Origin of the sequence: Paenibacillus kribbensis (assembly GCF_002240415.1) — a bacterium.
Classification (GTDB): Bacteria; Bacillota; Bacilli; order Paenibacillales; family Paenibacillaceae; genus Paenibacillus; species Paenibacillus kribbensis.
This window is the reverse complement of the sequence record NZ_CP020028.1, coordinates 5,416,028-5,436,615: the sequence shown is the minus strand read 5'-3', so window position 1 is coordinate 5,436,615 and position 20,588 is coordinate 5,416,028. Positions and strand designations below refer to the sequence as shown.

The 20,588-nt window shown below is 44.2% G+C and carries 17 protein-coding genes and 1 other RNA gene; 13 read left to right on the top strand and 5 right to left on the bottom strand.

Annotation, left to right across the window (positions count from 1 at the left end; genetic code table 11):
• Positions 1–10 precede the first annotated feature (10 nt).
• From eno to ssrA, 5 genes are all read left to right on the top strand, one after another.
• Positions 11–1,297 (top strand): phosphopyruvate hydratase, encoded by a 1,287-nt coding sequence (gene eno, locus B4V02_RS24270; RefSeq protein ID WP_007428159.1) that lies wholly within the window; start codon positions 11–13, stop codon positions 1,295–1,297.
• Between the two features lie 361 nt (positions 1,298–1,658).
• Positions 1,659–1,892, top strand: coding sequence for a preprotein translocase subunit SecG (gene secG, locus B4V02_RS24265; protein ID WP_007428160.1), 234 nt, complete (start codon positions 1,659–1,661; stop codon positions 1,890–1,892).
• Between the two features lie 186 nt (positions 1,893–2,078).
• On the top strand, positions 2,079–4,679 hold the full coding sequence (gene rnr / locus B4V02_RS24260) for a ribonuclease R (protein ID WP_094156753.1): 2,601 nt from the start codon (positions 2,079–2,081) through the stop codon (positions 4,677–4,679).
• A 282-nt stretch (positions 4,680–4,961) separates the two neighbouring features.
• The gene (smpB, locus tag B4V02_RS24255) at positions 4,962–5,441 is read left to right on the top strand and encodes an SsrA-binding protein SmpB (protein WP_007428162.1); all 480 of its coding nucleotides are present in this window, start codon (positions 4,962–4,964) and stop codon (positions 5,439–5,441) included.
• Between the two features lie 259 nt (positions 5,442–5,700).
• Positions 5,701–6,065: a transfer-messenger RNA gene (gene ssrA / locus B4V02_RS24250) on the top strand.
• 123 nt (positions 6,066–6,188) lie between these two features.
• Here ssrA and B4V02_RS24245 read toward each other — a convergent pair.
• Positions 6,189–7,811 (bottom strand): DNA/RNA helicase domain-containing protein, encoded by a 1,623-nt coding sequence (locus B4V02_RS24245; protein WP_094156752.1) that lies wholly within the window; start codon positions 7,809–7,811, stop codon positions 6,189–6,191.
• A 1,177-nt stretch (positions 7,812–8,988) separates the two neighbouring features.
• Between B4V02_RS24245 and B4V02_RS24230 the strand changes: the two genes are divergently transcribed.
• On the top strand, positions 8,989–11,139 hold the full coding sequence (locus B4V02_RS24230; RefSeq protein WP_094156749.1) for a pectate lyase family protein: 2,151 nt from the start codon (positions 8,989–8,991) through the stop codon (positions 11,137–11,139).
• Between the two features lie 201 nt (positions 11,140–11,340).
• Here the strand turns inward: B4V02_RS24230 and B4V02_RS24225 are convergent, their stop codons facing one another.
• Entirely contained in the window at positions 11,341–11,736 is a 396-nt protein-coding gene (locus B4V02_RS24225; RefSeq protein ID WP_094156748.1) for a VOC family protein, read from the bottom strand.
• Positions 11,737–11,999: 263 nt separating this feature from the next.
• Positions 12,000–12,863, bottom strand: a complete 864-nt coding sequence (locus B4V02_RS24220) for an MBL fold metallo-hydrolase (RefSeq protein WP_094157081.1) — start codon at positions 12,861–12,863, stop codon at positions 12,000–12,002.
• A gap of 305 nt (positions 12,864–13,168) precedes the next feature.
• Between B4V02_RS24220 and B4V02_RS24215 the strand changes: the two genes are divergently transcribed.
• The 3 genes from B4V02_RS24215 to B4V02_RS24205 all read left to right on the top strand — a co-directional run bounded on the left by B4V02_RS24215 (position 13,169) and on the right by B4V02_RS24205 (position 14,879).
• Positions 13,169–13,396 (top strand): DUF896 domain-containing protein, encoded by a 228-nt coding sequence (locus B4V02_RS24215; protein ID WP_094156747.1) that lies wholly within the window; start codon positions 13,169–13,171, stop codon positions 13,394–13,396.
• A 66-nt stretch (positions 13,397–13,462) separates the two neighbouring features.
• The gene (locus B4V02_RS24210; RefSeq protein ID WP_094156746.1) at positions 13,463–13,861 is read left to right on the top strand and encodes a DoxX family protein; all 399 of its coding nucleotides are present in this window, start codon (positions 13,463–13,465) and stop codon (positions 13,859–13,861) included.
• A 73-nt stretch (positions 13,862–13,934) separates the two neighbouring features.
• Entirely contained in the window at positions 13,935–14,879 is a 945-nt protein-coding gene (locus tag B4V02_RS24205; protein WP_094156745.1) for a ring-cleaving dioxygenase, read from the top strand.
• Between the two features lie 128 nt (positions 14,880–15,007).
• On the opposite strand, the gene B4V02_RS24200 is transcribed toward B4V02_RS24205, so the two are convergent.
• Entirely contained in the window at positions 15,008–15,481 is a 474-nt protein-coding gene (locus tag B4V02_RS24200; RefSeq protein ID WP_094156744.1) for a tautomerase family protein, read from the bottom strand.
• Between the two features lie 284 nt (positions 15,482–15,765).
• Here B4V02_RS24200 and B4V02_RS24195 point away from each other — a divergent pair, with 284 nt between their 5' ends.
• On the top strand, positions 15,766–16,323 hold the full coding sequence (locus tag B4V02_RS24195; protein ID WP_094156743.1) for a PadR family transcriptional regulator: 558 nt from the start codon (positions 15,766–15,768) through the stop codon (positions 16,321–16,323).
• 225 nt (positions 16,324–16,548) lie between these two features.
• Here the strand turns inward: B4V02_RS24195 and B4V02_RS24190 are convergent, their stop codons facing one another.
• Positions 16,549–17,700 carry a glycosyltransferase gene (locus B4V02_RS24190; protein WP_094156742.1) on the bottom strand — a complete coding sequence of 384 codons (1,152 nt, stop codon included), beginning with the start codon at positions 17,698–17,700 and terminating at the stop codon, positions 16,549–16,551.
• 369 nt (positions 17,701–18,069) lie between these two features.
• Between B4V02_RS24190 and B4V02_RS24185 the strand changes: the two genes are divergently transcribed.
• Genes B4V02_RS24185 through B4V02_RS24175 form a run of 3 tightly spaced genes read left to right on the top strand, consistent with a single transcriptional unit; the run spans position 18,070 to position 20,582 of the window.
• Entirely contained in the window at positions 18,070–18,729 is a 660-nt protein-coding gene (locus B4V02_RS24185; RefSeq protein ID WP_094156741.1) for a PspA/IM30 family protein, read from the top strand.
• 27 nt (positions 18,730–18,756) lie between these two features.
• The gene (locus B4V02_RS24180) at positions 18,757–19,788 is read left to right on the top strand and encodes a TFIIB-type zinc ribbon-containing protein (protein WP_094156740.1); all 1,032 of its coding nucleotides are present in this window, start codon (positions 18,757–18,759) and stop codon (positions 19,786–19,788) included.
• A complete protein-coding gene (locus tag B4V02_RS24175; RefSeq protein WP_094156739.1) occupies positions 19,788–20,582 on the top strand; it encodes a TPM domain-containing protein in 795 nt (264 codons plus the stop codon). Before B4V02_RS24180 ends, B4V02_RS24175 begins: the two co-directional genes overlap by 1 nt.
• Positions 20,583–20,588 lie beyond the last annotated feature (6 nt).

The window sequence follows — 20,588 nt, the reverse complement described above, 5'->3', positions numbered from 1 at the left end:
TTAAGTACAAATGACTATTATTTCTGACGTGTACGCTCGCGAAGTCCTCGACTCCCGTGGTAACCCTACGGTTGAAGTTGAAGTATATCTGGAATCCGGCGCTATCGGTAGTGCCATCGTTCCTTCCGGTGCCTCCACTGGTGCTCACGAAGCTGTAGAGCTTCGCGATAACGACAAATCCCGTTACCTGGGTAAAGGTGTTCTGCAAGCTGTTAAAAACGTGAACGAAATCATCGCTCCTGAAGTGATCGGCTTGGATGCTTTGAACCAAGTAGAAATCGACACTTTGATGATCAAATTGGATGGTACACATAACAAAGGTAAATTGGGTGCAAACGCAATTCTGGCTGTATCCATGGCTGTTGCTCGCGCTGCTGCTGAAGCTCTGGGCTTGCCGCTGTACACTTACCTGGGTGGATTCAACGCTAAACAATTGCCAGTACCAATGATGAACATCGTTAACGGTGGCGCTCATGCCGACAACAACGTTGACGTTCAAGAGTTCATGGTTCTGCCTGTAGGCGCTCCTACTTTCAAAGAAGCTCTGCGTATTGGTGCGGAAATCTTCCACAACCTGAAATCTGTACTTAACTCTAAAGGTTTGAACACAGCTGTTGGTGATGAAGGCGGTTTTGCTCCTAACTTCAAATCCAACGAAGAAGCTCTGTCCACGATTATCGAAGCAATCGAAAAAGCCGGTTACAAACCAGGCGTTGACGTATTCCTCGGTATGGACGTTGCTTCCACTGAGTTCTACAAAGATGGAAAGTACACACTGGAAGGCGAAGGCAAATCCTTCACTTCTGCTGAGTTCGTTGACCTGCTTGCTTCTTGGGTTGATAAATACCCAATCGTTACCATCGAAGATGGTTGCTCCGAAGATGACTGGGAAGGTTGGAAATTGCTCACTGAGAAACTGGGCAGCAAAATCCAATTGGTTGGTGACGACCTGTTCGTAACGAACACAGAACGTCTGGCTAAAGGTATCGAAGAAAACATCGGTAACTCCATCCTGATCAAAGTAAACCAAATCGGTACGCTGACTGAAACATTCGACGCTATCGAATTGGCTAAACGCGCAGGATACACAGCTGTAATCTCTCACCGTTCCGGTGAATCCGAAGACAGCACAATCGCTGATATCGCTGTTGCAACAAATGCAGGCCAAATCAAAACAGGTGCTCCTTCCCGTACTGACCGTATTGCGAAGTACAACCAATTGCTCCGCATTGAGGATCAACTGGGTGAACTGGCTCAATACCACGGCCTGAAATCTTTCTACAACCTGAAAAAATAATATTGCGCCAACATGCTGACGGTGTTTCAAGCTTTGTGGTTGATGATCACGAGGCTTGGACGCACGAAGCTTTTACGCAATGATCCAACAGACCTGCTCGCTACTGTGAGCAGGTCTGTTTTTGTTAATTGTCTGTGTATACGTGTATATAAGTAGATGAGCATGCAGATGTATCTTTGTAAAGGTTTGATCGGAGTCAATCGTCATAGCTGGTTGTTATCTACTGGAAGTTGTGGTAAAATGAAAGTAGTGTTTTGCGTTAATTTCCGGCTATTCATAACATGATATGGACATGTTTTCATAAAAGAGGCTGTGTTGTTTTGCAAAACAGATGTATACGCTCAGGGAGGTGGGATTTTTCATGGAAATCTTTTTGAAAGTGCTGCTCATTGTGTTCTCGATTGCTGTTATTGCGGTTGTTTTACTGCAAAAAGGGAAAAGTGCAGGTTTGTCCGGTGCCATCTCTGGCGGTGCTGAGCATCTGTTCGGCAAGACAAAAGCTCGCGGTATGGATTTGATTTTGCAACGCGCAACTGCCGTTTTGGGTGCGTGTTTTATGATTGTTGCCGTTCTGGTTGCATTTTTTGCAAAATAAGATAAATATCTACATTAAGCCTTCGTTTCACTGGAAACGGGGGCTTTTTTGGATTTTAGACAGGCAGGGATGCCGTCGATTAAATTCGTGTATACTAGGGTATGAGTATATAAGAGCCTTGTAACAGGAACAAGGAACATGCGGATTATTACTGAAAATTAAAGGTTGCCCGAGGTGGACAAAATTATGATAACAGAGCAACAACTACTTGATTTTATGCGAGAGACCGCATACAAGCCTATGACATACCAGGAGCTGGAGCAGCATTTTGACATTAAGGACGCAGAAGAGTTTCGCGAATTCCTTAAGCTCTTGAACGCACTGGAGGAAGATGGGAAAATTTTACTGACCCGCACAAACCGTTATGGTGTGCCGGAACGGATGGATTTGCAGCGCGGGCGCTTGCAGGCTCATGCCAAGGGCTTTGCTTTTTTGATTCCAGAGGACCGGGAGCACCCGGATGTATACATTCATGCTAACGATTTAAAGAGCGCGATGAATGGAGACACGGTGCTGGTAAGAGTGACGTCAAAGGGACCTGCGGGTGGCCGATTGGAAGGCGAAGTCGTGCGGATCGTGAAGCGCGCTGTGCTTCAAGTGGTGGGTGTGTTTCAGAGCCACGAAGCATACGGTTTTGTTTTGCCGGATGATAAGCGCATTAACCGGGATATTTTTATTCCAAAGGACAGCTTCAACGGAGCTGTGAACGGGCAAAAGGTCGTTGTGCGTATTGTGAGCTACCCGGAGGGACGGGCGGCAGCGGAAGGCGAAGTGCTGGAGGTGCTGGGTCACAAGGACGATCCAGGCGTCGACATTTTGTCGGTGATTCGCAAGCATCAGCTTCCGGAGGCTTTCCCCGATGAAGTGACAGCGGAAGCGGATCAGGCTCCCGACGCGATTACGGAGGAAGAAATTGTACGTCAGGGACGTCGCGATTTGCGTGATAAGATCATTGTTACGATTGATGGCGAGGATGCCAAAGACCTGGATGATGCGGTTAATGTAGAGCGTCTGCCGAACGGAAACTACCGTCTGGGCGTTCATATTGCCGACGTAGGGTATTATGTGCGTGAGAACTCCAAGCTGGATCAGGAGGCTTATAACCGCGGCTGTAGCGTTTATTTGGTCGACCGTGTCATTCCTATGCTTCCACACCGGCTTTCCAACGGGATTTGTTCTTTGAATCCGCAGGTGGATCGCTTGACTTTGTCCTGTGAAATGGAATTCAACGAGCATATGAAGGTTGTAAAGCATGATATTTTCACCAGTGTGATTAAGACGAAGGAACGAATGACATACACCAACGTTCGCAAAATCCTCGAAGAGGAAGATGCCGAATTGATGGAACGGTACAAAGATCTGGTAGAAGTATTCCGTACGATGAAGGAACTGGCATTGAAGCTGCGTGCTAACCGGATGCGCCGGGGTGCGGTTGATTTCGATTTTGATGAAGCGAAAGTGATTGTGGACGATGAAGGTAAAGCTGTCGATATCGTAAAAAGAGATCGTACGATAGCCGAGCAAATTATCGAGGAATTTATGCTGGCAGCCAATGAAACCGTGGCCGAGCATTTCCACTGGCTCAAGGTGCCTTTCCTCTACCGGATTCATGAGGACCCGGACCCGGAGAAGCTGCAAAATTTCATGGCGTTTGCCGCTAATTTTGGACACCAGATCAAAGGCCGTGGGAATTCCATTCACCCGCGTGCGTTGCAAACGTTGCTGGAGGACATTCAGGGCACGAAGGAGCAGACGGTGCTTAGTACCATGATGCTGCGTTCGATGAAGCAGGCGAAGTATGATGCAGAGTCTACAGGGCATTTTGGACTGGCTGCGGAGTATTATTCTCATTTTACATCGCCAATTCGCCGTTATCCTGATTTGGTGATTCACCGTGTCATTCGTGAGGTATTGGAGAATGGCGGGGCTTTGACAGATGAGCGTCAGGAATATCTGACTGCACGCATGCCAGATATTGCGCAGCAATCCTCCGAGCGAGAACGTGTGGCTGTGGATGCAGAGCGCGACACAGAGCAAATGAAAAAGGCTGAATACATGCTGGACAAGGTTGGCGAGGAGTTCGAGGGCATCATCAGCAGCGTAACCAGCTTCGGTATGTTCATCGAGTTGGACAATACGGTGGAGGGTCTGACGCGCTTGAGTGCGCTTACGGATGACTATTACCATTTTGACGAGCAGCATATGGCGCTAATCGGTGAACGCACCTCTAAGGTATTCCGCATCGGAGATGAGGTCAAGGTTCGTGTCGCCCGCGTCAATATGGAGGATTACACAATTGACTTCGAGCTTGTCGATATGAAGCAGCGGCAACGCCGTGAGCGGACGGGCGGCTCGGGACAAGGCGGAGGCTTTGCGCGTGGCGAGGGCCGCGGTAAAGGCCGCGATGGACGTGACCGCAAGGGCGGCAAGGACAAGGCTGGCAGAGAGCGTAAAGGCGGTCGTGAAGCGGCTGGGAAGCCTAAAGAGGCCGGCAGCGGAGGCATTAGCACCACAGGTCGCGCAGGCCGCGGTGGTGGAAACGGAGCCGGCTCGGCAGGCAGCTTTGGCTTTGGTAGTGGCAAGGGCGGATACAATTCGCCAATCGCCGGTACAAGCAAACGCCGGAAGAAGAAGACATCTGCTAGCGGTATTTTTATCGGCAGTGCAGCTACACCAGGCAGTGACGCCGGATCAAGCGGTGAAGGTGCCGGGCGTCGCAAACGGAAGAATAAAGGCGGTAGTGGAGGTAACGGCACCGCTGCATTTGTACGAAAAAAGAAGAAGTAATCAGGATAGACCGCTTATTGCTGGCTGAATTGATTGTTTCAGCGTGTAAAGCTGATTCTAGGGTATGTACGAGAGTGGCTTCCGTCTGCTGTGATAGATGGAGGCCACTTTGTTTTTGAAGTATGTAAATCATATGAATCGCGAGTGCAGGAGTGAGAGCTTGTCTTTCTTGCTTTTACCATCTGAATTTTGTTACAATATGTTTCTAGGTGGAGCTTGGTAGCCATCAGATGAAATGCTTGGATTTAGAAGTTGATTACGTTATTCAAAGGAGTGGTATTCATGGGTAAGAAGGCAGACGGGAAAGTGCTCGCCCAGAACAAAAAAGCTTCCCATGACTATTTTATTGAGGACACCTACGAGGCGGGCATGGTGTTAACGGGAACGGAGATCAAGTCCTTGCGGAATGGTCGATCCAACATCAGTGATGCTTTTGCTACGATCCGTAATGGCGAGATTCATATTCACAATATGCACATCAGTCCCTTTGAGCAAGGTAATCGCAACAATCCAACCGATCCGACGCGTACGCGTAAGCTACTGCTGCACAAAGAGCAGATTCGTAAGCTTATCGGTCTGTCCAAACAGGAAGGCTATACGATCGTACCGCTCAAGATTTACGTGCGCAACGGCTATGCCAAACTGCTGCTTGGATTGGGCAGAGGTAAAAAGCAGTATGACAAGCGGGAAACGGCTGCCAAACGCGATGCACAGCGTGATATCCAACGCGCTCTGCGTGAGAAGCAAAAAATTGCGAGATAGGTTGCTGCATTATCATGTATGGTACAAATTACGTGGATAAGCTACTTGTTCCTGTAATGGTGCTATTTTATCGAGCTGAAATGGCTTCATTCCGTTTCGTTATGACATGTAATATGGTATACTAACGAAGTAGTAAGTTTTCAAATGTATTTTGTGTTCAACTTGGTTCGACTGTTGAATCTCAGGATTCAGCTTCCGATATTATGCATGCTTATGCTCCGGTATTTCCGGATTAATCCGTGGAGCCCTTTTTTAATGAGGGGGCGTTTATGGATTCGACGGGGATAGTTCGAGCATGGGTAGCGGGTAGTGGGGACGCGTCCGCTTCATCAACGCTAAAGCCTATTAAACGGCAAACAACAAAACAACTACGCTTTCGCAGCTTAATAACCTGTGAGCGTGCTCCTCTCCTGCATCGCCCATGTGCCGGATGTAGGGGCTAACCTATAGTGGGATACGCTGTCACATCTCCGCCTGGGGTGTGCTGAAGAAGACAATCAGGCTGACCCAACGTACAGCCGGTTACGGGGCGGTACTCGGGTGACATCAAAACTGTGACTACACCCGTAGAAGCTTATGTGTCGTTATCTTCGGACAGGGGTTCGACTCCCCTCGCCTCCATATGGAAATTACAGCAAAACCCGCTGACCTGATGGTTAGCGGGTTTTGCTGTCTACGGAGACGCAGCGGGTTGACTCGTAGAATAAGCATCGGTGGTAAAGTCAACCGGAGTGCAACTTTATGTAGTTAGTAATAAGGAATATACCTCTCAAAATACTCTCTTAGGTTATCGTCACAAACATAGATGTATGTTCCTCTGATACCACGAGTTAGAAAAACCGCATATGTATTAAGAATGTAAGCTTTCAGTTCTTCAACAGTTATTCCATTCTTTACTTTGTTGTCGAAAAAATTATCCTTATTTATTTTTATCATATTGTCCAATTTATCAAAAACGAGATCTGGACCAATAATAACTCCGGCATAGTTTAAATCAAGTCCAGGCAATGTATAAATACTACCCATCTCTTTTTTAGCATTTAAATTGCTTAACCAACCGCCTGTCTGACTGTTCCATTTAATGTTAACACCGTCAATACAGATATCTACTAATTTGTTGTCTTCTTTACCTTTCCATTCCCAAGCATATCCTGTACAAAGCCTGCATAGCCCCATGTCTTTTTCCTTTACATCAAGGGCGTTCACCATATCGGAAAACGAGGTGAAAAGTTTAAAATCATAGTTTTCAAATGCAAGATTGTTAGTAGTTTTTTGATAAAGCACATCGTAGATGTAAGGGACATAGCTATCGCCAGCTTTTATTCGCATCTGTTCATCTAGCTCTATAGGACGAATCCCCCGCTTTCTTTCATACAGTCTTTCTTCAAATTGTTCGCGTGTTATGTCGGAAGGACTTGTACTTTGTTTTCCGTCATAGAATAGAATCTGGCAGTTGGAATTAGCCATAATCCAATCCAATTCATCGTGTGTTTTATCGAATCCGAGTCGGACATTCCCTGTTTTAAAATGTACGTAATACATTCCGAGATTTTTACCTCTTCTCAGTCGTTGGGCTTCATCGCAAATAATAATGTCGTAGTGTTGTTTGGTGACTTCCACTGGGCTGATAACGTCTTTTTTGCTCAACCCCTCCGTATTCTTAAAAACTTCTTGAATTTCGCTGCGAGTGCAGGGATTTGCATACACCAATGCGATTTTTTTATCTCTATAACGCTCATTGCTTTTTAAATAATGGAACAGTGAAGTGGCTACAACAGTTTTCCCGGTTCCCGCATCACCTCTTATGAGAATTGGCCTTGTATTGAAAGTCGGTTCATGTGGTAGAGTCTCACCTGAATCAATGGTGTGAACAATACTTGTTAAGGTCTTGTGTTGTTCTTCGGTTAGGGTAGTATGAGGAGAGTACTTATATGCATTTGAGTTAATGATCGTATTAAATTCTTTCGTTTTTACCAGCCCTTTTTCTTCAAGCTGGAACCATAGCTTATCAAAATGCCGTTCAAAATCATTCTTTCTTTGGTAATGCGGCTTTTGGCCGTCACTTCCATTTACAATATGAAACTTTTTATCAACCTTCATTAGTTTTATTAGCAGGTTTTCATAATGCTTGGCTGGTGTTTCCTCCATTGGTGATCCAGTAATTATATGCATTTTGTTAAAAAGGTATTTTTTATTCTTATTTTTTTGGGAGTTGCTAGCGTGTTCCTTCGCTCTTCTGATGGAGTTGTTGGTTTCACCAATGTAGGCCTCTTTACCATTTTCTAATATGTAGACGCAGTGATAGTCAAAAGGGATGTCCCATTCATCAAAGTTTTTATTGGTATAATCATAGGTTTCTATCTTAAACATAATTCCTCCTACTGGGGGTTAATTTGGGGTTCACGGTTCTTGTAAAATTATCTTTGCAAAATATTGTGTTGTTGTCAAAGTGAATGCTGGCAGTTATCCATATAAAGGGAGTGATTATACTAGCTGTATCCAAGTGCAGTTCTCGGTGCCTCCAATAGTTGGCTCGGACGATCATCCCCAGCCGAAAAGATTAGTAGTAGGTTAAGGCAAGTAAACGAGCTATACAACGAACCCTTGCTAGGGTGACATCAAAACCGTGACTACACCCGTAGAAGCCTGTGTGGCGATATTTTTGGGCAGGGTTCGACTCCCCTTTCCTCCATTTATACCACTAGAAAAAGCGACCTGCCTCGGTCGCTTTTTTGCATCTCCGTATGATTTAATTACCACACAATACTTCTTAATTATTTCGGCCAATTCCTCAAATACGTATTTGTGATTGACCATGTCTACCGTGAAGTCTTCGGCATATTTGGTTCGGCTGACTTTCCCTCCTGCCTCCAGATTCCCAAACACTTTTTTAGCAGTTCGTTTTCCCGCCGGAGCTGTTAAACGTAGCGGTTCTGATTCGCATATTGGGCTCGTCTTCCCCGCTGATCCAGCAGGCCCAATTCACCCATTCTCGCGATTTACACATTCAACGCTCCATCCGAACCTTATCTTGTATTCCCAAGTGAGCGTAATCTGTCGGTACGTCCAGTTTTCCTTAACGTGCGGGCGGATCGCCTCCATCTTTAGCTCCTCTGCACACGTCTTAAGCTTTTGACCTTTTATCGCCATGAAAAATGCACTGGTTAGTGTCAAATTTCTACCCGTAGGGATATTCATCCAATTAATTTCTAGCAAAAATGAACCAGGAAATATCTCCTAATATACACCGCAATTTAGGACGTTGAAAGGAGGGGGATATTGACGAATGATGACGAATTAGTTCGAAATTATGGGAAAGAGTCTTATATAATACTAATTTCTCCCCCTTGAAGATTATGGATAGACGCTGTAGTTTGAATGTAAGTCGCATTAGTTTGACTCATGTATTGTGACTTTTTTCTCATTATAAAGTTTGGATGTGTTTCATTAATATGATTACACGAGGGGAGGTGGATCGAGAAACTTGTCGGTATTTTGATAACGGTTCAATGGTGTATGCAACAAATCAAATTTGGGAGGATTGGAAATGAAAAAGAGGATTACAAATGTAATGAGTATTGTTTTATTGTTTTCTCTTGTAATATCTTTAATAGGATTGCAAGGTACTAAAATTTATGCTGCTGGTCTTTCGATCATCGACGGTGGAGGCTGGAATGAAACTGCGTATGTAGAATGGTCACCTGAAAGCAATGCGGAGGGATATAATGTATATGTTAAACCTGTAAACGCGTCAGATTCTTACTATCAACAAATTGATAGTGAATTAATCCGAAAATACCCTTCCTATTGGAGAGCTGATGCCGTAGGTCTTGCAGCTGGAGATTATGTAATGAAGGTTGAAGCCAGGCTGCCAGGCGGATCAACGGTAAGTGCTGTTTCAAAAAAGCTATCCGTAGCGTCATATGATAGATCCGGATTTGCTTTCTCATCAAAATCGCAATATGGCACGGGCTCGGGTGCTTATAATGAAGACGGAACACTTAAGAATGGTGCCCAGGTTCTTTATGTAACATCCAAGACTGCACAAACATTGACCCTCGATGTGAAAATCAATAGCTCAGGTCGTGTTCAAAAAGGTGTTGGTCTGGGCGAGATTTTGGCATTAAGACAAAAAGGCTATGATACAACACCACTTGCAATCAGATTTATTGGGAAAGTTACAGAAGATGACATGAAAGGACAACTGAATAGCAGTGGATATCTTCAAGTAAAAGGCAAAAAAAATTATTCGGAAATGAATATGACGGTTGAAGGTATCGGAGACGATGCTTATGCTTACGGATGGGGAATACTTCTTAGATATGTCGGAAATGTGGAAGTGAGAAATCTGGGTCTGATGTTGTTCCCTGATGACGGTATTTCAATGGATACAGGAAATGCGAATGTTTGGGTGCATAATAATGATATATTCTATGGATCTGCAGGAGGAGATGCTGACCAAGCAAAGGGAGATGGTTCCACAGACGTTAAAAATGGATCGACGTATATTACAATCTCTTATAATCACTACTGGGATTCAGGAAAATCAGCTTTGGTCGGCTTAAGTGAATCGTCAGAATTCTTTGTCACCTTCCACCATAACTGGTTTGATCATTCAGACTCCCGTCATCCACGTATAAGAGTGGCATCTGTTCATATATATAATAACTTCTTTGATGGAGTTTCAAAATATGGTGTCGGTGCTACAATGGGAGCTTCAGCCTTTGTAGAATCTAATTATTTTAGACATGCTAAATATCCAATGCTGAGCTCTTTGCAAGGTACGGATGCTTTAGGGGAAGGTACATTTTCGGGCGAAAACGGAGGTGTGATTAAGGCCTACAACAATAGTATAGTTGATGCTGCCAGTCTGATTTATGCAAACTCCAATAACGGGACAGCTCCGGCAAATAAAAGCTCATTTGATGCGTACTTAGCTTCGTCGAGAAATGAGACCGTACCAAGCTCATACAAAGCATTAAAAGGAGGGACAGCGTATAACAACTTTGATACAAGCGTTGATACTGGAGTAAATGGTGCTGACATTGATAATGTAAGCGATGTTGAACAAATTGTTACTGCAAAAGCTGGACGCCTAAATAACGGAGACTTTACATGGGAATTTGATAATTCCGTTGATGACACGTCGTATGCACTCAATTCAGCTCTAATGGCTAAAATAAGAAGCTACACAACTCAACTTGTGTCTGTAGGGGGGGATTCAATCCCAACGGAGCCAACGCCGACTCCTATTTCAGAACCAACTCCGGAACCAACACCAACGCCTATTCCGGAACCGACACCGGGGCCAACTCCAGAACCAACCCCAGAACCGACACCGACTCCTGTTCCGGTACCAACACCTGGAGAACGGGTTCATAACTTTACTATATCTGGAACTAATAGTTACTTATTTGATATTAAAGGGAATCTTTCGGCAAACAAGGGAACTGTAGAGTATAATGGTTTGACTCTAACTCAATGCTTAAAAATCGAGAGCTCAACCAGTATTGGGTTTACCACTACGGAAGCTTCAACATTAACATTGGTGTTTAGTTCAGCAGACGGAACAAAAATCAAGGTTGATGGAACCAGTTATCCAATAACTGATGGTATTGTCAGCGTATCACTTGCTCCTGGCGCACATACCATTACAAAAGATAGTCCTACAAATCTTTATTACATGGAATTGAAATAGATTATCTGATGAGATAGGGACCAAAACACCGAATTGATTTGCACATGTTTATGATTAATTTTGTGCCTTAACTTGCTCTAACTCTGATGAATGCTCAGGTCCTTTTCCGTAGCTGTATTGTTTACCGACAGACGCTCTATCGCTACTTGAACGAACGTATAATAGCCCGACCGTGTGAGGTCGGGCTATTGTTGTATAACTCTATTTTGCATGCTCATCTGGCTGATGAATACCAAAAATATTTCCTTCTGTGTCCATGTAATACCCTTGCCACGCCATTCCAGGCAGTGCATGCTTTGGCAGTGCAAGTTTGCCTCCAAGATTAAGAATTTTTGTTTCAGTAGAATCGTAATCTTCCACTCCCATAGTGCATGCATAACCATTCATAGCCTGACTAGGTTGGGGGGAAGCACCTTGACGCTGCATCAAAGCCCCGTTGATTCCGGGTTCATTTGCATCGCCTGTCACAGCTCCAAAATAAGGCGTTCCAGCATAGTCACTCCAATCCTCAAATGTCCATCCAAATACCTCGCCATAAAACTTCTTGGCACGTTCCATGTCATCTACATGAATTTCGAAATGAACGAGTCGGCCCATGATTTCCTCCTAGTTTTGACATCCTGCATTTTTCTAATATTATACTTCCCTATTTCGCTAAATATATAAAATTTAACTGATTTTTTTGTAGTTTGTACTAATAAGAGCCATGAACTCACCTTTCCCAGATGTACAGGACTCCATGCCTCGGTTTGGCTGAGATATTGGATATACGAATCGCCTTTGCCTTCCCCTTTTTTAAATATGGGCCTCAATAGAAGAAAGAGTACGAAAACCAGCATCTCTGCTTTTTACTCGATGTTTCAGATTACAGCATCCGTGTCGCGAAGTGAATGAGGCCAGTCGCCTTCCCAACGGTATTTATCTTTTAAAATTTTGGCACTCAATTCTAAACAAATATGCACTACCAGGTCTGGATAAAGTTGTTCCATTCTAGCTATTAGGTTGGCAGAATCTGTTGATTCTGTGAGATGATGCATAAAATCTTTCAAATAACATCGTGTAAATTTGATACCATTTGGATTGTAAGGTCTGTCATTTGGAGCATGCCCAGGGATGATGACTTCTGGTTTCAATGCTTCTAATGTGTCGAGATTATCAAGCCATGCCTGTCGATCCTCTGGGAATCGAGCATCAGCTACCCAAACATGTGCATCGGAGAAAACCAAATCACCAGCGACTAGCGTTTTAATGGATGGAATCCACAAAATGGCTTCATGCTCAGCGTCGCCTCGCATTAACCCCAGGATGTCTATTTGTTCACCATCAACTGTGAGATGCGGTTCTTCTATGCGTTCAATATTTACCACGGTTTTAGAGCCGTTATTACCCAGGACCTCAGTTCCCCAGTAATCGATTTTGAAGCTGAAAGCCGCATTAGCTTCTTCAGCTACTTCTTTGTATGCCATTACGCGTGCGTTTGGAAATGCTTCCTTGATTACACCCAATCCTAGATAATGGTCTGGGTGAAAATGACTGATAAAGATTTGTTTTAGTTCACGACCTGTTTCGAGTATTTCGGCCACTAAACGAAGTGCGTTGGAACGGCTAAATTGAGCATCGAAGAGTAACGCTTCAGTAGGACCATATATAATAGTCGAGCTTACACCGAACCCATCATGTTGATCGCTACTAATAAATACTTTTGTTTGTAACTGGCTTGTCATGTTGTATGCCCCTTTCTTTCGGTTAATAGTTTGTAAGAAAAAAATTCTTGGTGATTTCTTCTGGCCTTCCTGCACGTCCCATTGATTGTAACTTCTGCCCATTTTTGCGAGTTGTTACTCATAATATTACACCTTTTCCCAACAGAAATGTTTGAAGATTCTCATATTGGTGTGTGAAGCAATCCAAGGTTAATCTTTTTTTTGAAAAAGTATTGACACGGATAGAAAAATATTATATCTTTATATCAAGATAAATAAATTAAAGATATAACTGATCAGAACATTTTGAATATGGAGGTATACACATGCTTACAATTTTAAACAGAATTAATCAGCTTGCAAAAAAAGCACAAGAAGTCGGATTAACTGAAATTGAAAAGACTGAACAAACCGATCTTCGCAAAGAATACCTTCAAATTTTTCGGGGTTCTGTAAAAAGCATTCTCTTGAATGCTACGATCTATGATCCAAATGGAGATGATGTTACTCCTCAAAAACTAAGAAGAGAGCAGGCACAATTAGTTAAAGAATGAATTTAATTTTTGCCTAATATCTTTAATTAAGCAATCTTAAAACAAGTATAATTGGAGGATGATTTTATGTTGGCAAGTGGATTGTTACTGGTACGTTTGGTGGTTGGATTGTTATTGGTGGGGCACGGAGCTCAGAAACTTTTTGGCTGGTTTGGCGGCTATGGTCCAAAGGGTACCGGCGGTTGGATGGAATCGATCGGAATTAAGCCCGGAGTATTCATGGCAGTGTCCGCTGGGCTGATGGAATTGCTGGGAGGAGCTCTATTTGCTTTAGGACTGCTCACTCCGCTGGCTGCACTCTTAATTACGGTAACTATGCTCGGAGCGATTGTCAAAGTACATGGACCAAATGGAATCTGGTCAACAGCTAACGGCTATGAATATCCGCTAGTTCTTATTGCCATCGTAATCGGTATTGCGTTGACAGGAGCAGGTTCATATTCCATCGATGCAATACTTAAATAAAGCGTGAATGCAGGCTATTAAAAATTACCAAGCACGAAAAACAAAGGTTTCTACTATTAGAGGAGGGTTTCATATGTCACTTCAAACTACAGGTATCCATCATATTACAGCTTTTGCGGGTAATCCGCAGGCAAATGTCGACTTCTATGCCGGCATCCTTGGACTTCGGTTATTGAAGAAAACAATCAACTTCGATGCTCCTGAAGTTTACCACTTATACTTTGGTAACGAGGCAGGAAGCCCTGGAACCATCATTACTTTTTTCCCTGCACCAGGAACCCCCAAAGGGCGAATCGGAGGTGGCCAGGTGGGCATTACCTCGTATGTGGTACCGCCAGGTTCACTTGATTTTTGGCAGCAGCGTTTGGAAAGCTTTGATATTCAAGTTACGAAAACAAGCCGTTTTTCTGAACAATATCTTCAATTCGAGGATAATGAGGGCTTACGTCTTGAGCTTGTCGAACGTGAAGCGGGAGCGAACAGTACTTGGTCTTACGGTGGTATTTCGGCCGATAAAGCAATTAAGGGGTTTGGAGGTGCCGTGCTATTTAGCGTCAACCCACAGAAAACGATGGATGTATTGGAAAGCATACTCGGATTTACGAAAATCGGTGAAGACGCCGAATATGCCCGTTATCAGTCCGTAGGAGAAATCGGCAACATCGTGGATGTTCCGCTTGCCAAAATGGGTTTAGGCATTGGTGGAGCAGGCACGGTACATCACATTGCATGGCGTGCACAAGATTTCGAACAACATGAAGACTGGAGAAACACAGTCCAGAATTATGGCTATCACACGACTCCAATCATAGACCGCCAATATTTTAATGCTATATATTTCAGAGAAGCGGGCGGTATACTCTTTGAAATTGCTACAGATCCACCGGGATTTGCCAACGATGAACCTGCTGAAGCTTTGGGGCAAAAATTAATGCTGCCAGAGTGGTATGAACCAGAGCGGGCTCAAATCGAGGCGAACTTGCTTCCTATTGAAGTGAGAACATTAACAGGAAAATAAAGAGCACTCTTATGAAAAACACCCTTATGGGTGTTTTTTCCTTTGGTCATATTACACTGTGCTTAAGTTATTAGGTTGTTACTGTATTAATGCTCCTCCCACCTTTAAGAAGTGCTGAGCCTCTTGTGTTATCGTGTAAAGTTTTGCTTGATAGCCTTAATTTTCTCCTCCGTAAATACCCCTGAATCCAGCAAGTCCAGAATGGAGAGGACACCGCCGCGGGAACCCCAACTGCCTTCTTCAATGACCTGGAAAGATACCCACCAAGTCGGGGATGGTTCCGGTAAACCAAGTACTTTTGTCAAACTGCCAAGAATATTCTCAAGCACTTTTTTGCGGACGTCGTTAGGCCAGTCACCATCCATCACCAGAACATTGACGGTGATTACATCACGTTCAGGCTGATCCGACAGCAATTGCCCGCCAATTGCCATGTAATCTCTTGGACGTTCGGTGAAATGGACCTGGAACCCTTCTCTTGCTGGCGGACAATATTGACCTACCTCTGGAACGAGCACTGCATCCGTCAAGCCTTCTGCCAAAAGTCGACGCTGTTCAAGCGTTATGCGGCCTGCTGGATAATTTACATTGATTATGGTCATGATCGGATATCTCCTTATTGAGGTTTAACCAAGGGATGTCTTGAAACCTTTATGATATATGTACCCAAGGCATCATCTTGGCAAGCCCATTGATATTTTGTTGATATCGTTAATATAAAACGGTGCAAAACCCCTGTCAACACTAATTATTATAATAATATATATTTTTATAATATATAGATTGAGTGTGAAGCTGCTTCAAATGGGCTATAATTATGTCTAGTCTAATGAAAACATGACATACTACGGAGATTTGCTAGAGGTACTAGGAGGCATAATATATAATGGCGAGACAGTCAGGGAAAACCAATACAATGTTTGCGGTATTAGGAATTCTGAGTCTGGGTCCTCATACCGGTTATGATATAAAACAACATATGGAACAAAGTACTAGCTACTTTTGGAATGAGAACTACGGCCAGATCTATCCCAGCCTGGCAGAGCTACTGGATCGAAAGGACATTACGGTCGAGGTTATTCGTCAAAAAGGGAAGCCTGACAAGAAGCTCTACAGCATTACCGATCAGGGAAGGCAGACGTTGTCCAACTGGCTTTCTCAGCCCATGGAGCATGTGGTGATGCTCAAAAAAAATGAGCTGTTATTGAGGGTGTTTTTTGGCGGCAATTCTTCGCCTGAAACGATTATAAAGCACATACAGGAGTATAAAGAAAAGCTAATGGAAAGCCTGCATATTTTTGAAGAACTTGAACGTTGGCTTATCAACGTAGAGCATAAAGACCATAATCACAAATATTGGATGATCACAATGAGCTATGGTAAAAGTCAGTTCAGCAGCTTAATCAGCTGGTGCGATGAAAGCATTAAAGTATTGAGTTCTTAGCGCTGGTAAAATCCATATGTAATGAATAATCAGAAAGCATGCTGGAGTTTCCTGAGGAATAGTAAACTAATAGCGACATTTTTGTCGTTATCCTCGGACAGGGCCCCGACTGCCCCTCCATAAAGCTGCTTGCCAAGTTGGGCTCGCATCCTTATGGAGGAGGCTTTTCATCCCCGTAAGGAAGATTTAATACACACCATTTTGTACGCTGTAAATGAGTAGCTATTATTCCACCAGCTTTTCAGACTTCAGCAGCATTTCTCGCAACACGTGAGCGACTCGGCTTTTTCGGTTCGCTGCTTTCCTTTTGATCAGGTTCAATGATTTTTGGTATGCTGGATTATTTTTTTGATAAAAGAACTGCTTGGCTGCCAAACGCAGCGTCCTTCTTAACAGCAGGGCTGATGAGCGTGTCAGCTTGGAACGGAATCCCCTGTGTAATACTCGCAGTGTACTTTTGTAGACTTCCAAATCCGCGGATGGGGGGACAAGGGCGAGCAGATTTAAGGAGGAATCATTGAATCCGTAGGTTTCAAACATGATTTTCAGATTTTCCGTATTTAAAACGTTCCCTCTAAGGTAGGTTGGGTGTTCCTGATGATATCCGACAACTTCTTTGATGGAATAGAAAGGAACCCTTAGTCGATGCAGCCGGTAGCCAAGGTCCCAGTCTTCGAGTCCATAGAGTACAAATCGTTCATTAAAGCCGTCAATACGGATCAATTGGCTGCGCCTGATGGATACACAACGTGTAATCAGGAGCAGCCAGGGAGCTACATCTGTAGTGGCAAATTGCTTTTTAATATTGGGGGGAACTCTTGTGGGACTAACTACTTTTGACAATGCACCTGTATGATGAAGGATATCCTCTGTCGTTATGATCGGAATGATTTCATTCGCTGCTTCAAAGTCGGAATTCCATAGGCCTGATTGTGTAAGTATCCTCCGACAATGCTCTTTTTCTTCCGGAGAAAAGTCTGGGTGATAATGGGTAAAAGCATCGTCCCACGAGTGAGGAATGCCTGAAAGCACGGATTTGGGATATTTGCGGTGATAACGGCTCACGATTCTAATGAAATCAGGCAACACCAAAAAGTCAGCGTCACAGAAAATGATGTATAGCCCTTTTGCACGGCGCAGTCCCAAATTTCGAACGGCAGACCGACCGCGTTGTTCCGGATGGGACACATAGATAAGAGGATAGGATGCTTTGAAGCCTTCGACCATTTCTTTCGTTCCGTCTGTAGAACCGTCATCAGCTACAATCACTTCGAATAGGTGCTTTGGATAGGTTTGTGTTTCAAATGAGGCGAGTGTGAGCAGCAACTGCTGGACTCGATTATAGGTTGGAATGATGACGCTGTAGCGGATAGCCAATGTGATCTCCCCCTCCACCATTGATTATAAAAGCCCTTGGATAACATGAATAATAACAATATACTCAATGGATTTAGCGTGGTCTGGTCAAACACCTCCCAAGGTTCGAAATAGGCTTGGTCTTATTGCGGATGTGTCCTTCGAGCGTCACAAGAAAATGAACTACATGATTTGTTCATGCGATGCAAAGTGCCTGACCCCGTGTCTGAACGTATGATTTCGACAGGGCTCAGGCATTTTTTTTGATTTCTGCGTAGTGAGGATGGATGGCTAAATGGGATTAGCTTTTGGAATTTAGCTATGATGAACAAATTTTACCGGATTTGATGTATGATATGGTGGGATGTAGTCCTTTCGAAGGGGGTCATCATGGGAATTTTGTCGAGGTTTAGGGATATTATGAAGGTGAATGTCAACGCCATATTGGATAAGGTGGAAGATCCAGAGAAGGCCATTGACGATTATATGCGGAATTTGAGCAGTGATCTGGGCAAGGTGAGAGCGGAAACTACCTCGGTATTAGCCGATGAGGGAAGGGCGAAAAGAGCATGGGATGAATGCAGAGCCGAGATTAATAAGCTCCAGCATTATGCCAGTAAGTCCGTGAAAGCTGGAAATGAAGAGGAAGCTCGAAAGTTTCTGGAGAGAAAAGCTTTGCAGGCGCAGAAGCTGGAACAATTGCAAGCCTCCTATGACTTAGCTTCGGCAAACGCCGCAGGTATGAAACAAATGCAGGATAAATTGTTGTTCGATATGGGGCAGCTGGAGGCGCGGCGTGCCGAGCTTAAAGGGAAAATGGTGGTTGCCAAAGTACAGCAAGCCTTGAACTCCATGAGCAGCCAGGATTCTGTTTTCGAAGCGATGGAAGAGAAGGTGAGCAGGGCGTATGATGAAGCGATGGCGATAGCCGAGCTTCGGGCAGAATCGAAGGACAATTTGGATGACTTATTTGCGCAATATGAGAAGAGTACGAACGCTGAAGATGAACTGGCTGCAATCAAAAAGAAAATAAACAACAAGGAATCATAACAGTTTCTACAGGATAGAGGTGAGCAGATGCCGGTTATTGAATACAAATGCCCCAACTGCGGTAGTGGCATGGTCTTTGACGGTGAGACAGGGATGTTATCCTGTCATAGTTGCGGGAGAGAGGACAATATTGAATCCATTCCCGATCCTCTGATGAATCGTATTTTTTCAGAAAATGAGGTTCAGGAGTATCATTGCAATAACTGCGGAGCAGTGATTATGACTGAAATGGAGACGAGTGCAACGGTGTGCAGCTTCTGCGGTTCAGCCGTGGTTCTCGGTGATCGACTGACCGGGGAACTGGCTCCGGCGCAGGTGATTCCTTTTTCGATCAGCAAGGAAGAAGCGATAGATGCTTTCAAAAAATGGTGCAAGAATGGTCGGCTGACGCCAAACCGGTTCATGACAGCAGATCGGATCAAGGGGATAACCGGGATGTATGTGCCCTTCTGGTTATATGATTTACATAATAAAATTGAGGCTTATGGCGAGGGTATGAAAGTACGAACCTATACGAGCGGGGATTACGAGTATAAGGAAACGCAGCATTTTGATGTATATCGGAAAATCCGCCTGAATTATGTGAAGGTTCCGATTGATGCTGCGGAGAAAATGAATGACGAGCTGATGGATAAATTGGAGCCGTTTCCTTACGATCAGCTAAAACCCTTTAAAACTCCATATCTGGCGGGCTATATTGCGGAGAAGTACAGCTATAACGAAGAGGAGCTTTTCCCGCGAGTGAAAGACAAAGTGAAGGAATATATTGATTCTTATATTCAATCTACGGTGTCAGAGTATACGTCCGTGAACTACACGGAAAAGCAAATTGATACGACATTACAGCAAGCGGATTATGTCCTGCTCCCGGTATGGGTCATACACTATGATTACAACCAATTGGAGCATACGTTTGCGATGAACGGCCAGACGGGTAAAGTAGTTGGTAAGCCTCCGATTAGCAAGTTCAAGGTGACGGCCTGGTTTGCAGGTATCTTCGGCATTACTCTCTTTTCATTGAGGCTAATCACTTGGCTGATCATGGGAGGGGGATCTTAGTGAAAAGACTTAGAGCGATTGTTATCATTGCGTTGTTCTTCACTGTTTTTCTGGCTGTTCCGATGGAAATGAAGGGCGAAGCAGCTACGACAGACATGAAGCCGCTGATTTATGATGAAGCAGGACTGCTTAATCAGGAAGAGTATGACGTGTTGAACGCTATGGCTAATCAATACGGAGCCGAAAGAGAAACGGACATTATTATTGTTACTACTATGAATCCCGACAATATGGATGTTATGAAAATGACGCAGGATTTTTATGATGATCATGGACCGGGGTATGACAGGTCACATGGTAATGCGGTCATTTTAACGATGGATATGAGAAATAGAGAGGTGTACCTGGCCGGATTTTATAAGGCAGAACGGTATCTGGATGACGATAGGCTAGATAAAATACGCTATGAGATTACCCCGGATCTGACGAACGGCAACTATGGACTGGCATTTCAAAAGTATATTTTGAGCGCGCACAGATATTTGGCCATCCGCCCAGGGGTGAATCCGGACAGTATATTTTTTAAAGGCTGGCTTCATTTGGCGATTGCACTGGGATTGGCGTCTATTATCGTGGGCAAGATGGTTTCCAATTCTGGCGGTCGGGTTACGGTAAATAGGCAGACCTACGAGGATGCAAGCACTTCAGGGGTTCTGGAGCATCGGGATATGTACCTTCACACAACGACAACGAAACGGAAGATTGAAAAGAGCAGCAGTAGCAGCAGCTCAGGCGGTGGTGGCGGAACCACCAGTGGCGGTCATTCGCATAGCGGCAGCAGGGGATCATTTTAACTGAAG